Annotated in this window: 12 protein-coding genes and 2 pseudogenes; 1 reads left to right on the plus strand and 13 read right to left on the minus strand. The window is 62.7% G+C overall.

What is annotated here, in order from left to right; translation table 11 throughout:
• Window positions 1-28 precede the first annotated feature (28 nt).
• The 12 genes and pseudogenes from X735_RS141640 to X735_RS141595 form a co-directional block, all read right to left on the minus strand.
• A complete protein-coding gene (locus X735_RS141640; RefSeq protein WP_023813196.1) occupies window positions 29-277 on the minus strand; it encodes a hypothetical protein in 249 nt (82 codons plus the stop codon).
• Between the two features lie 60 nt (window positions 278-337).
• Window positions 338-1,063 (minus strand): trehalose-phosphatase, encoded by a 726-nt coding sequence (gene otsB, locus X735_RS141635; RefSeq protein WP_196815350.1) that lies wholly within the window; start codon window positions 1,061-1,063, stop codon window positions 338-340.
• Between the two features lie 53 nt (window positions 1,064-1,116).
• On the minus strand, window positions 1,117-2,895 hold the full coding sequence (locus X735_RS141630; protein ID WP_023813198.1) for a trehalose-6-phosphate synthase: 1,779 nt from the start codon (window positions 2,893-2,895) through the stop codon (window positions 1,117-1,119).
• Window positions 2,896-3,036: 141 nt separating this feature from the next.
• On the minus strand, window positions 3,037-5,199 hold the full coding sequence (locus X735_RS141625; protein WP_023813199.1) for an amylo-alpha-1,6-glucosidase: 2,163 nt from the start codon (window positions 5,197-5,199) through the stop codon (window positions 3,037-3,039).
• A 50-nt stretch (window positions 5,200-5,249) separates the two neighbouring features.
• Complete coding sequence (locus tag X735_RS141620) at window positions 5,250-6,311, minus strand: glycosyltransferase family 4 protein (RefSeq protein ID WP_023813200.1); 1,062 nt, start codon at window positions 6,309-6,311, stop codon at window positions 5,250-5,252.
• Window positions 6,312-6,425: 114 nt separating this feature from the next.
• The gene (locus tag X735_RS141615) at window positions 6,426-6,803 is read right to left on the minus strand and encodes a DoxX family protein (protein ID WP_023813201.1); all 378 of its coding nucleotides are present in this window, start codon (window positions 6,801-6,803) and stop codon (window positions 6,426-6,428) included.
• A gap of 62 nt (window positions 6,804-6,865) precedes the next feature.
• On the minus strand, window positions 6,866-7,324 hold the full coding sequence (locus X735_RS141610) for a carboxymuconolactone decarboxylase family protein (protein WP_023813202.1): 459 nt from the start codon (window positions 7,322-7,324) through the stop codon (window positions 6,866-6,868).
• Between the two features lie 43 nt (window positions 7,325-7,367).
• Complete coding sequence (locus X735_RS141605; RefSeq protein WP_023813203.1) at window positions 7,368-7,871, minus strand: Rrf2 family transcriptional regulator; 504 nt, start codon at window positions 7,869-7,871, stop codon at window positions 7,368-7,370.
• Window positions 7,872-7,980: 109 nt separating this feature from the next.
• Window positions 7,981-9,039 (minus strand): annotated as a pseudogene (gene preA, locus X735_RS0134885) (NAD-dependent dihydropyrimidine dehydrogenase subunit PreA); the annotation flags it as partial.
• Between the two features lie 25 nt (window positions 9,040-9,064).
• Window positions 9,065-9,415 (minus strand): annotated as a pseudogene (locus X735_RS0134890) (NAD-dependent dihydropyrimidine dehydrogenase subunit PreA); the annotation flags it as partial.
• Window positions 9,416-9,417: 2 nt separating this feature from the next.
• Window positions 9,418-10,782, minus strand: coding sequence for an NAD(P)-dependent oxidoreductase (locus X735_RS141600; protein ID WP_023813204.1), 1,365 nt, complete (start codon window positions 10,780-10,782; stop codon window positions 9,418-9,420).
• Between the two features lie 142 nt (window positions 10,783-10,924).
• A complete protein-coding gene (locus tag X735_RS141595) occupies window positions 10,925-11,641 on the minus strand; it encodes a gamma-glutamylcyclotransferase (protein WP_023813205.1) in 717 nt (238 codons plus the stop codon).
• A 165-nt stretch (window positions 11,642-11,806) separates the two neighbouring features.
• Between X735_RS141595 and X735_RS141590 the strand changes: the two genes are divergently transcribed.
• The gene (locus X735_RS141590) at window positions 11,807-12,583 is read left to right on the plus strand and encodes a VOC family protein (protein ID WP_023813206.1); all 777 of its coding nucleotides are present in this window, start codon (window positions 11,807-11,809) and stop codon (window positions 12,581-12,583) included.
• An 81-nt stretch (window positions 12,584-12,664) separates the two neighbouring features.
• On the opposite strand, the gene X735_RS141585 is transcribed toward X735_RS141590, so the two are convergent.
• Entirely contained in the window at window positions 12,665-13,153 is a 489-nt protein-coding gene (locus X735_RS141585; protein WP_023813207.1) for a hypothetical protein, read from the minus strand.
• Between the last annotated feature and the right edge of the window lie 177 nt (window positions 13,154-13,330).

Consider the following 13,330-nt stretch of genomic DNA (forward strand, 5'->3'; position numbering starts at 1 on the left):
CAGCGATTATCGGGCTCCGGCGGGACCCTTAATTGGCCTTCTTTGGAACACGGTCGTTCTCGTCCGCAGGCCTGTCGCCTGTCGGTTTTGCCGAAACAGGCTTTTCCGGCACATGGGAATAGTCAGATGTATCCGCCCCATACATCTTGTTGTCGATCGCTTCTTGCCAGCTGAAATCCGCCTCCGACGGTGAAACGTCGGCAATCTCATGGCGGGAGGAGCGAGAGTGCAGCCAGTTCGGGGTGATCTCTCGGACCAATTGTGCAAAGCGTCCCATCGAAACCGTTCCTTTCCTTGTTTTTTCCAGGAGGCGCGATCGCGGTTGCGTCGGCTGGATCTAAAGTTGACCTCTCAGCCAGGCCAGCGTCTCGACAACGCCGGCAAGCCCGTACCGCGCTGTGGTATGCGCCGGTGGCTTGACCCGGATCGATATGCCGCCGGCATCATTGATCGTTTCGAAGCCGTTTTCGTCCGACGTGTCGTCGCCCAGGAAGACCGGGCGGCGACCTGCGAATGGCGCAATCTCCATGAAACGCCGGATCGCGGCGCCCTTGGCGGCCTCCAGCGGCAGCAATTCCACGCCGGCATTGCCGGCAACCACCCGGTAGCCCTTTGGCAGCGTGGCCAGCGCCTGCTCGACGAGCTGCGTCGCGCGGGGAAGCAGATGCGGGGCGGCGCGCGTGTGGATGGCCAGCACCCTTCCCTTACGCTCGATATAGGCCCCACGACCGAGCTCGGCCTCGATCTCGTCGGCAAGGGCCGCGATATCCGCCGGCTCGTCCGCGACTTCGACGTCGTCGCCCGGCAGAAGCCGGTGCTCCAGTCCATAGAGCCCGGCGGCGCGCAGTTTCAAAGGTTGAAACAGATGGTCGACAGCCGCAACGGAGCGGCCTGTTATGAAGGCCAATGCCCCGTCCAGCTTGCGGTCCAGGCCTTGCAGCAAGGAGCGAAGCTCGTCGCTGACCGAGACGGCGTCCGGGTGCTCGGCATGTTCCAGCAGGGTGCCGTCGATGTCGAGGAACAACGCCCATTCGCCGGTCAGCACAGTCTGCGGTTTCGGCATGACGGCCTGCGGCTTTTGCGGGCTTTCGCTGATCATCTTTTGCAGGACCTCGTTCATGACATGACTACCCGTTTGCGCTCGAACATGGACACGACATTGTCGACGCTAGGCGGCCGGTCACCGACACCGGTTACCCGGTCGAGGTCACCGCGCTTGCGCAAGCGCGCTGCATCCAGAAGCATGCTGCCGGCCCAGCGATAGACATTGTTGTTGCGGATCGTCTCGCGCATGGGCCGCATGCGCTCGCGCTGTTCGTCTGAAGTCATGATCAGCGCCTGCAGCAGCGCTTCGCTCATCATGGCGGCGTCGTAAGGGTTGACGATCAGCGCCTCCAGCAATTCGCGCGAGGCGCCGGCGAAGGTGCTGAGCATCAAGACGCCCTGTTCGTCGTCGCGCGCCGCGACGAACTCCTTGGCGACCAGGTTCATGCCGTCATGCAGGCTGGTGACCATGCATATGTCGGCGGCGCGATAGATCTCGTAGACCTGTTCCTGTGAGTGATGCTCGGCCACCATAACCACCGGCCTGTAACCCTCGCTGCCATAGCGTTGGTTGAGCTCCTCGGCATAGCGGTGGCATTCGTCGTGGAGCAGCTTGTAAGCCGGCAGCGTGCCACGGCTGGGGGCCGCGACCTGCAGGAAAACCAGTTTTCCGATCCATTCAGGGTATCGCTTGAACAATTCGTCCAGCGCCTGAAACCGATCCAGAATGCCCTTGGTGTAATCGAGACGTTCGACCCCCACGGCCAGCTTCACATCCGCTTTCAGTCCGAACCTATTGCGCAGGCGGGCGCGGCAGTCATCGACATGAGGCAATTTTGCCAACAGGTCCGCCGGCCATTCTATCGAGATGGGATAGGCGTGCACCAGCGTCGTCTGGCCACCATAGGAGATCGCCGCATCGGCCCGCTCGATGCGGCTTTCCAGGAAGCGATCGACGCTTTCGGTGAAATTGTTGGCGTGGAACTGGGTGTGGAAACCGATGATAGAGCTGCCGAGCAGCCCCTCGAGGATGCGTTCACGCCAAGGGCAGATGCTGTACACCTCCGAGTTCGGCCATGGGATGTGCCAGAAGGTGATGACGATCGCCTCCGGCAGGCGCTCGCGGATCATGCGCGGCAGCAGCGCGAAGTGGTAATCCTGGACCAGCACGATCGGCCGCTCGTTGCGCGCTTCGGCAACCACCGTATCGGCAAACTTCCGGTTAACGGCTTCATAGGCAGCCCAGTCGGAGGCGCGAAAAATCGGTCGGGTGAAGGCGATGTGGCAAAGCGGCCAGAGCCCCTCATTGGCGAAACCGAGATAATAACCCTGATGTTCTTCCTCCGTCAGCCAGACCCGGCGCAGCGTATAGGACGGATGGCCGGGAGGCACCTGTACCCGGTCGTGGTCGTCGACGGTGAGGCGGTCCGCCGTTCCGCCGCCATAGGCGATCCAGGTGCCGCCACAGGCGCGGGTGATCGGCTCGAGCGCGGACACCAGCCCGCTGGCCGGCACCAGCAATTCGACGCCATCATCCCTGATGTTGTGGATATAGGGTTCGCGGTTCGACACCACGATGACCTGCGCATCGGGCAGATCGTCGGCGAGGATCTTGCGCAATGTCTCGGGCGACCACGTCACCAGCGCCGCATCGGCCGATTGGCCGTTCTTTTCGAACTCACGTATCACCTTGCGCGCCGCCTCCGCGGCCACGTCTTCGCCCGCTGTATGGGCAACCGCCGGAGGGTGGCTGCGGCGCTGCCGCGATAGGGAGAGGAATACGGCAAGAGCGGAAAAACCGAGGCTCGCGAAGATCAGAACCCAGAGCAGTTCCGCACCGTAGTTTGTCATTGAATGTCAACTCACCCGGCCGTCGGCGACCGTTTTTTCGTGTTTCCCGTTTGAAAAGGTCCGCCGACCACGTGGTCGGCGTTCGGACCCGTATTTTTGCAACGCACAAAGCTCGGATCGGTTCCGCCAATTTTGTTCGGATCATGTCCTTACGATGAGCGGCACCAGCCCTTCATGGCGGTCGGCAAGGAAAGCGACGACCCGATCGCCGACGCGCTGGAAGGTGAGATCGACGACCCGGTCGCCGACGCCCAGGTGCCGCAGTGTCAGCGTGTCGATGCCGATCGGCAGCCTCGGGCGGGTGACGCGGATTTCGCCATCCCAGCCGTCGATCTCCAGGCCAAGGCAGGCCTGCATCAGCATGAAGGCCGAGCCCGCCGACCACGCTTGCGGCAGGCAGGCGACAGGATAGGCGATGGGTGCTTCGCCCGGCGCGCGTGTAAAACCGCAGAACAGTTCGGGCAGCCGCATGTTGAAATGGACCGCGGATTCGAATGTGCCGCTCATCAGGCGAACCACGCTTTCACGCTCGCCATAGCGTGCCAGGCCGGCACCGCACAGGGCGGTGTCGTGCGGCCAGATCGAGCCATTGTGGTACGACATCGGATTGAAGAACACGGCATCGTCGGCGAGCGTCCGCAGTCCCCAGCCGGAATGGAAGGAGGCGGAAAGCAGCTGGTCGGCGACCATCTGGGCCCGCGCCGGCTCAGGCAATCCGACAAAAAGCAGATGCCCGGCATTCGAGGTCCGCACCTTGCAGGGCTCGCCCGCACCGTCGATCGCGAGGGCATAGAAGCCGAGATCGTCAAGCCAGAAATCGCGTTCCACGGCGACCCGCATCGCCTCGGCGCGACCATCCCAATGGTCGGCCCTGTCGTCCTCCCCACGGCGGCGGGCAAGCTTGGCCAGCCCCCGGAAAGCGGCAAAGACATAGCCTTGCACTTCGACCAGGGCGATCGGACCCTTGGGAATGCGGCCATCGGCATGGAAGACCGAATCGAAACTGTCCTTCCATCCCTGGTTGGCGAGGCCGGACTCGGCCGCTCGCTGGTAAGTGACGAATCCGGTCTCCCGGCCCGCCTCCTCCGTCCATTCGGCCGCAGCGCACAGCGATGGCCACAAGCCGTCGATGAACGCCATGTCACCGGTACGATCGGCGTAGGCACAAGCAAGATAAATGTAGAGCGGTGTCGTATCGACGCCACCGTAGTAGCGGCCGAAGGGGAGCTCCCGCAGCGCCACCATTTCGCCCTTGCGGGTCTCGTGCATGATCTTGCCCGGCTGCGAATCGCTGAACGGCGATGTCTCGGTCGCCTGGTGCTGGGCCAGAAAGGCCAACACGCCCCGCGCCAGGCCCGGATTGAGCCACAGCATCTGCAGTGCCGAGATGACACCGTCACGACCGAACGCCGTCGAGAACCAGGGAATGCCGGCATAGGGATAGGGGCCGGTCGCCAGTTCGGTGGTCAGCAGCGCGACATCGGCGCGGGCGCGCTCGACCCAGTCGTTGAAGACACGGCCCGAGCTGCGCACCGTCGCGCCATGGCGACGTTTGGCCCGCATGCCAAAGCGGGCGCGGGCGGCAGCGGCGCGAAACCGGTCGCGGTCGGGCTTATCGGCCACCTCGGGACCGACCTCGACATAAAGCACCTTCCTGCTGCGCTTGGTCACGGCGATCAGGAAATCGGCACGGGTGGCTGTCAGTTGGTCCGGCGCCTGCGAGAACGATATCGCAGAGAGGCGGGCCAGGCCGTCGAGCCCGTCATAGCGCAGCAGGACGGACGTCGCGTCTGTTTCGGCGGCATGGGCCAGCCCGCGCTTCAGCCGTGTCGAGCCGCGCACTTCGAACATGTCGCGGAAATCGGCGGAATAGTGCAGAGAAACGCTGATCGTCGAGTGTTCCCGGCTGTAATTGGAAAGGGTGATGCGTTCGAACAGCCTGTCCTGCCAAAGCAGCCTGACGCGTTCGATGTGAATGGCTCCCTGCGGGATGTCGCGTCCACCGGCGCTCTGTATCGGCAGATTGGTCAAATTGGTGGTGAACAGCACATTGTCCTGGCTGAGCGAGGCGCCGAGCAGCGATGTCTGCCTGCCGCCGACGGTCAGCCGGAACTCGGAAAGAACCCGTGTGTCGTCGCGAAAGAAACCGTCGCCGGCTCCGCGTATGTCGCCATAGGCGTCGGCAACCGCGAAGCAATCGCCCTGCTTGAGGGCAAACAACCGATGCGGCTCGCGAGGGGCGGTGGCGTCGAGCGATGCAAGCGCAACCGCGGGATCGAGCTGGCGCTCATCGAGTTGGGCCATTCGTCAAAGATCCCTGTTGTTTCGTTGTCGTGGCTCGAGCACGTCGTTGCTCAAGACGCCTTCGCCGCGCTCGGGACGCCGATCAGGCCCGCATAGGCGGCCAGATAATCGCCAGCCATTCTTCGAGCGGAGAACCGCTTTTCGAAAACGGCCCTCACCTTTCGCCTGTCGAGTTGCAGCAAGTCGGGCACCGCGGCGACCGCGCCGTCCACCGTGTCAGCGATGAAACCGGTGACGCCTTGATCGATGATTTCGGGCAGCGCGCCGCAATTCCAGCCGATGACCGGCGTGCCGCAGGCCATGGCCTCGATGGCGACAAGGCCGAACGGCTCCGGCCAGTCGATCGGGAACAGCAGGCCGGCCGCCTTGCCGAGAAATTCCGCCTTCTGGTCCTCCTCGATCTCGCCGACATAGACGATGCGATCGCCGTCGATCAACGGTTCGACCACCTCGTGGAAATAGGCGCGGTCGTCGTCGCCGATCTTTGCCGCGAGCTTGAGCTTGAGCCCCGAACGCAAGGCGATCTCGATGGCGCGGTCCGGGCGCTTGTCGCGTGAGAACCGGCCGAGGAAGGCAAGGTAGGGTTCTTCCGCCGTCGTCTCAAAAGTCGGTTCGTAGAGAGTGGTCGGCAATCCGTGATGGATCGTCGCCAACCAGTTGGCGTTGGCAAAGCCCGCCTTCTGGCTGTGCGAAATGGAAATCAGGGGAAAACGCGGAAACCGTTCATAGGCCGGCGCCAGGTCGACATAATCCAGCCTGCCATGCGGTGTCGTCACCGTGCGGTCGGCGAGATCCTCGAAGAAGGAAAAGTGCAGGAAATGGCTGAGATGGAAGTGGATGACGTCGAACTCCGACGCCCGTTCCCTCACCTGCGCAAGCATCGAAAGATGCGCCGCGATCTCGGATTTAAGCGGACGCGGATCGAGGCGCAGCGCGCGTTCCCGGCTGGGTACCAGCGTCGCGGAAGTCTGGCTGTCGCCACTGGCGAACAGCGTCACCTCATGGCCCAGATCGACCAGCGCTTCGGTCAGATACGAGACGATGCGCTCGGTGCCGCCATAGAGCCTTGGCGGCACCGATTCATAAAGCGGCGCGACATGGGCGATTTTCATATTCCATCCTGGATGCTGGGCATGCAGGTGTGAAATGCGTCAACGGCTCGATTGGTTCCGATTTTATGATCGAGCCGTGGGCACCAGAGGCCGCAGTCGGCATGGAACTGTGCGTCAAACAGATTGCGCGATCAGGGTCAGAAAGCCACCGCTCAGCGCGACATTGCCGACGAAGCCGTTGATGCGGGACGCACGGTCCTGGCCCTGATGGTCCCAGAAATTGTGAAACATCGGCGTGGCGACGATGAGGAACAGCAGCAGCACCGCGGCCGCGAGTGCCGTCCACAATCCTGCGATGACCAGCACGCCGGCGGCGATCTGAAGCACGATGCCGAGCCACAGCGCCAATCTTGCCTGCGGCACACCGCGCGCGGCCATCAGCTGGGTCAGGAAGGCCGCGTTCTGGATGTTGCGCAGGCCGGCGAAGACGAAGGCGCCGCCGAGCAACAGGCGAGCGAGAAACAACAAGGTCGAAGGCAAATCGGCAGGCATCAAACGCTCCCTTTGAAAGTGGAGCGCCGCCTTTCGACGGCGCTCCCAACATAACCGGACAATCAGGCGGCCTTCGCCGCCGGCACCGGGTGAATGGCCTGGAACGGGATGCACAGCCGGTTCCAGGTGTTGATCATGCCGAGCGCAACGGAAAGCTTGACCAGTTCCTCTTCCGAGAAATGCTCGAGCGTCTTTGCATAGAGTTCGTCCGGCACGCCATTGCTGGCGATCAAGGTGACGGCTTCGGTCCAGGCCAGGGCAGCGCGTTCGCGCAGGGAAAACAGCGGCGATTCCTTCCAGGCTGAAACCAGATAGAGCCGCTGCTCGGTCTCGCCGTCGCGCCTCGCCTCGCGGCTGTGCATCTCGACGCAGAACGAGCAGCCATTGATCTGCGATGCCCTGAGCTTGATCAGGTGCAGCAGGCTCACCTCGAGCCCGCATTCGTCCACCGCCTTGTTGAGCGCCGACACAGCCTTCATGATCTCCGGCGCCTTGGCGAAAAATTGCAGCCTCTGTTTCATCTTCCTGTCCTTTCAAATCTGCTTTGGGTTTGGGTCTACGGGGTTAACTGGATTTCTGCGGCCGCTGGTGGCGCTCGACGAAGGCGCAGCTCGCAGCAAGCGACCTGGGATCGCCTTCTGCCGCATAGGTGGCCACGATATCGGACAGCTTGGTCTCGGCGAGCGCGGCGCGATAGGCACGCTCGGCCTTCAGCATCGCGGCGTTGATGCCGCAGGGTTTGACATAGGCCGAAGCATCGAGCTTCACCGGACCGCGCTGGCGGATCTCGCCGCAACGGAAAGCCGGCTCGCGCCCTTCGATGGCCAGCACGATGTCGAGCAGCGTGATGCGCTCGGCCGGCCGCGCCAGCCGATAGCCACCGGCAGGCCCGGGCACCGATTCCAGGATGCGCGCCGCGCTCAGCATGTTGAGATGCTTCAGCAGATAGCTAGGCGACAGGCCAAAGGACTCGGCCAGAGCGGCGCCAGGCATGGTGCTGTTCCCCTCCACACTGGCCAGCGTGGCAGCGCAATGGATAGCTGCCTCAACGCCCTCGCCCAGCTTCATTGGATCGGCTCCTTTATCATGGATATATACTATCGTGGATAATTATTATCTGCAATAGGAAAATTAAAAACGGCGCTCGAAAGCGCCGCTCTTTTGTTGGGGTAAGTCCCTATTCCGCAGCCACCTTGGCCATCGGATTGTTCGGGTGCGTCGTCCAGTTGGCATAGACCGGCGATACCGGCCTGCCGGTGCGCTGGTCCATCACGCCTGCCGCCAGCGGTTCCATGGTGATGCAGTTCTCGACCGGGCAGACATTAACGCACAGATTGCAGCCGACGCATTCGGCCTCGATCACCTCGAAGTGCCTGACGCCGTCGACCATGCTGGTGATCGCCTGGTGCGAAGTGTCCTCGCAGGCGATGTGGCAGCGGCCGCATTTGATGCAGGCATCCTGGTCGATACGCGCCTTGGCGACGTAGTTCAGGTTGAGATACTGCCAATCGGTGACATTGGGCGTGGCGCGGCCGACGATGTCGTTGAGCGAGGCGTGCCCCTTCTCGTCCATCCAGTTTTCGAGGCCCGCGATCATTTCCTGCACGATCTTGAAGCCATAGGTCATTGCCGCCGTGCAGACCTGCACATTGCCGGCGCCGAGCGCCATGAATTCGGCAGCATCGCGCCAGGTGGTGATGCCGCCGATACCGGAGATCGGCAGGCCGCGGGTTTCGGGATCGCGCGCGATCTCGGCCACCATGTTCATGGCGATCGGCTTCACCGCCGGGCCGCAATAGCCGCCATGCGAGCCCTTGCCGTCGATTGTCGGCTGCGGCGCGAAGCTGTCGAGGTCGACACCGGTGATTGAATTGATGGTGTTGATCAGCGACACCGCGTCAGTGCCGCCGGCATGTGCCGCCCGTGCGGGCTTGCGCACATCGGTGATGTTGGGCGTCAGCTTGGTGATGACGGGCATGCGGGTGTTCTGCTTGCACCAGCGCACCACCATTTCGATATATTCCGGCACCTGGCCGACGGCGGCACCCATGCCGCGTTCCGACATGCCGTGCGGGCAGCCGAAATTGAGCTCGATGCCGTCGGCCTCCGTCTCCTCGACCACCGGCAGGATCGCCTTCCAGGCCTCCTCGACGCATGGCACCATCAGCGAGACGACGATGGCGCGGTCGGGCCAGTCCTTCTTGACCTGCTTGATCTCGCGCAAATTGACCTGCAGGTCNACGTGTGCTCTTCCGATCTCAGCTTTCCTCGACGCATGGCACCATCAGTGAGACGACGATGGCGCGGTCGGGCCAGTCCTTCTTGACCTGCTTGATCTCGCGCAAATTGACCTGCAGGTCGCGGTCGGTGATCAGCTCGATGTTGTTGAGGCCGAGCAGGCGGCGGTCGGCGCCCCAGATCGCGCCGTAGCGCGGGCCGTTGACGTTGACCACCGGTGGGCCTTCCTCGCCCAGCGTCTTCCACACCACGCCGCCCCAGCCGGCCTTGAAGGCGCGGATGACGTTGTAGGCCTTGTCGGTCGGCGGCGCCGAGGCCAGCCAGAACGGATTTGGCGATTTGATGCCGACGAAATTGTTTCTGATATCTGCCATGCTCATGCCCTCCCGTTCGAGGTCAGTGCCCGATTGATGCTCTCCGCAGCGTCGCGGCCTTGCGCGACCGCCGAGACGGTCAGGTCGTCGCCACCGAAGATGCAGTCGCCGCCGGCCCAGACCCTGGCGAGAGAAGTGCGCCCTTCCGCATCGACCTTGATGCGGCCGGCTTCAAGATCGATCGACGCACCGCTGCCATTAAGGGCGACCGGCACAAAACTCTGTCCAATCGCCTTGAACACCTGGTCGGCAACGAGCGTCAGTGTCTCGCCGGTGCCGGCAAGCCTGTCGCCGTTCAGCGCCGTGTATTCGAGTTCGACGGCGGTGACCTTGCCGCCTTCGGCGATCACCCGCTTCGGCTGCAGCCAGTGGCGGATGCTGACGCCGTTGGCTGCCGCCAGATCCTGTTCGAATTCGGAAGCGTTCATGTGCTCCTGGCCGCGCCGGTAGCAGATCGTCACCTCCTCGGCGCCGAGCAGCTTCGACTGTACCGCGGCGTCTATGGCCGTCATGCCTCCACCGATGACGACGACACGGCGGCCAACCGGCAGGCCGGAAAGGTCGCTGGCCTGGCGCAGTTCGGCAATGAACTCGACCGCGTTGATGACGCCGTCGGCCTCCTCGCCATCAGCACGCAGCGCGTTGACGCCGCCAAGGCCCATGCCGAGAAACACCGCATCGTAATTGCGGATCAGGTCCGACAGCTGATAGTCGCGGCCGAGCGCCTTGCCGTTCTGGATGTCGATGCCGCCGATCGCGGTCACGTAGTTGACTTCGGCTTGGGCGAAATCGTCGACACTCTTGTAGGCGGCGATGCCGTATTCGTTGAGGCCACCGGCCTTCGCGCGCGCTTCCAGGATGGTCACGTCATGGCCGTGGCGGGCGAGCCGGTGCGCGGCGGCAAGGCCGGCCGGCCCGGCGCCGACCACGGCGATTGTCTTGCCGGTCGGCTCGGCGCGCGGATAAAACTGCTTGTTCTCGCCCATGGCGACATCGGTGGCGTAGCGCTGCAGGCGGCCGATCTGCACCGGCTTGCCTTCCGCCACCTCGCGCACGCAGACTTCCTCGCACAGCGTTTCGGTCGGGCAGACGCGGGCGCACATGCCGCCCAATATGTTCTGGTCGAAGATGGTCTTGGCCGAACCGATCGGATTGCCGGTCGAGATCTGGCGGATGAACAGCGGAATGTCGATCGAGGTCGGGCATGCATTCATGCACGGCGCGTCGTAGCAGAAATAGCAACGATCGGATTCGACCAGCGCCTCGTGGTGATCGAGCGGCGGATGCAGGTCGGAAAAATTGTCCGCATACTGGTCGGCCGAGAGCCTGCCGCCCGCAATGCCTTCCCTGAATTGGCCTTCTGGCATCGTCAGTTCCCCATATTTTCTTTTGAGGAAGGCTAGCACGTTTTATTTTTTTATCAATTGGTCAATTTTCGGCGCAAGCCACTGAAAAGGCTCGACAATAACATGATTTTTTTAGTCATGTTATTGGAGGCGAGGGCCACTTTTACAGTGCGCGCGAATGGCCGGGTTCAAGCTTACAGCCATGAATGGTCTTGACCTCGTCGGCTACCAGTTGCTGCAGCCGCCACAGATTGCGGTCATGGATGCCGAATTCCTCGAGATGGCTGACCGTGTTGTAGAGATATTCGGCGCCGGATCCAATATGCCCGCAGGCTCTGGCCAGCACGCTCGCCACTCTGTCCAGCGGCTGGTTCAGCGACGTTCCCCTGCCCTTCACGCCGACCCAGAAGCCAAGCGCGCGCAGCGTACCTTGCGGCGTATGCACCGGCAGCCACCGGACCGTCTCGATGCTTTCGTGGTCGCTGATCTCGCGTCGCAGCAGCCTTTCGATCTGCGCCGGCTTTTCGCCCTCCGGCAAGCGGTAGATCACGCCGTTGCAGCGTCCGCCCCGTTCGAGCGCCATCATCAACCCCGGCTGCTCGGCGCTGCCCCGCCAACGCACCATGTCGAGGCAAAAAGAGCGGTGCCAGCCAAAGGCCGTGGCGAGCTGTTGCTCGACCGACTCGAATTCCGGCTTCCAGATCAGGGACCCGTAAGCGAACACCCATAGTGGTCCCTCATCGGCTTCATTGGACAGCCGCAAGGCAAGGGTGCGGAAATCCTCGTCGTTCATGTCTGTCCAACTCGGGTCCGGGCCGGGATCGGCCTCTTCCCGATGGCACAGTGCGACAAGCTCGGGCGTGAGCGACATCAAGCGCATGGACGACAACCCCTCATCACCGCAGAGAAATCGAAAACCAGAGCTCGCGCAACCAGGGAACGCTTGGCACACACACCCATTGTTGTCCGGGCGTGTCGGATTTCCGTCGTGAGGATCGTCCTAAGATGGACGACGATCGATCCATGAAAGGTGAGGAGACCGAAAATGCCGAAAACCCCGATGCCCTTCTTCTGGTACGAATTGATGACATCAGATCTCGACGCCGCCGAGGCGTTCTACACCCAAGTGGTCGGCTGGACGGCGCAGCCCTTCGATAAGGCACCCGGCATGCCGCGCTATATCGTGATGAATGTCGGCGAACGTGGCGTCGGCGGACTGATGACCTTGCCCGAGGATGCCGCCAAGATGGGCATGCCGCCTGCCTGGCTTGGCTATATTCACACCAAGGATGTCGACGCCGCCACGGCATCGCTGGAGAAAGCCGGCGGCACCGTTCACCGCCAGCCCGACGACATTCTGGGTGTCGGCCGCTTTGCCGTCGTCGCCGATCCGCAAGGCACGACCTTCATGTTCCTGCAGCCGAACGGTCCCGACCAGCCTGTCGTGCCGGCCGGCACGCCGGGCCACATCGGCTGGCACGAGCTTTATACGAGCGACTGGAAAGCCGCGTTCGATTTCTATTCCGAGCAGTTCGGCTGGATCGACGCCGGCGATTTCGACATGGGTCCGATGGGCACTTACCAGACTTTTACGGCTGGCCCCGAATCCGGCGGCGGCATCATGAACAAGCCGGAGCAGATCCCGGTGCCGGTCTGGCAATTCTACTTCAACGTTGCGGCCATCGACGCGGCCGCAAAACGGGTCACCGACAATGGCGGCAAGATCCTGATGGGCCCGATGGAGGTCCCCGGCGGCAGTTGGATCGTCCAATGCCAGGACCCGCAAGACGCGCACTTCGCCTTGATGGCGCCAGTCCGCTGACCGCGATCGAAAACCGCTGACACAAAGCGCGGGTTTTCATCAGACCACCGATGAAGGCCTCTACCCCTGCCTGGCGCCGTCTCATTCCGGCGCCAGCACCGCAACCTTCAACTCAGCTTTTTTCGCGCCGCTGAACTGGACGGTGGCCGGGCCGGGCGCAAGCTTGAAGCGCACGCTCTTGCGGATGCCAGGGCATGTTTTCACGCCACTATAGCCCGCCGACTTGATGGCCTGGCCATCCTGGATGACATCGATCCAGGCCTCCCCCGAGAGACTTATCTGAATGGCTCCCTCGGACGGCACTTCCACGCTGGCGACGGCCCCAAACGTGTCTGATGCCGGCGCACGTTCGGGCGCCACCGCAAAACCGGCTTTCTCTACCGGCACCAGCGCCAGGTCCGCAGCCGCACCAACCGCCAGCGCCGCTCCGGGCGGCGTTGCCGGTGCCGCGGCAAACAGGGTCTGCTCCCGCGTCACCGGCCATTTGAAGGCCTCACAGCCGGCGTCCTCGGCCATGGCGAAGCTGGTGCCTGCGACGATCGCGAACAGGCTGATGACGACTTTTTTCATGGCAAGACCCCCACACATTCAGATTGTTGTACACGCATTAATACAACCATAGAGGTATTAATGCAACCCTGGCGAGAAACATTTGAAGGGAATTGGGAACATTCCCAATCACTGATTGTTGATGGCAAACCAGGGGAAATGAATGGTCCAATGCCGGGCGATAAACTATGGCCGATC

Origin of the sequence: Mesorhizobium sp. L2C084A000 (assembly GCF_000502875.1) — a bacterium.
GTDB lineage: Bacteria > Pseudomonadota > Alphaproteobacteria > Rhizobiales > Rhizobiaceae > Mesorhizobium.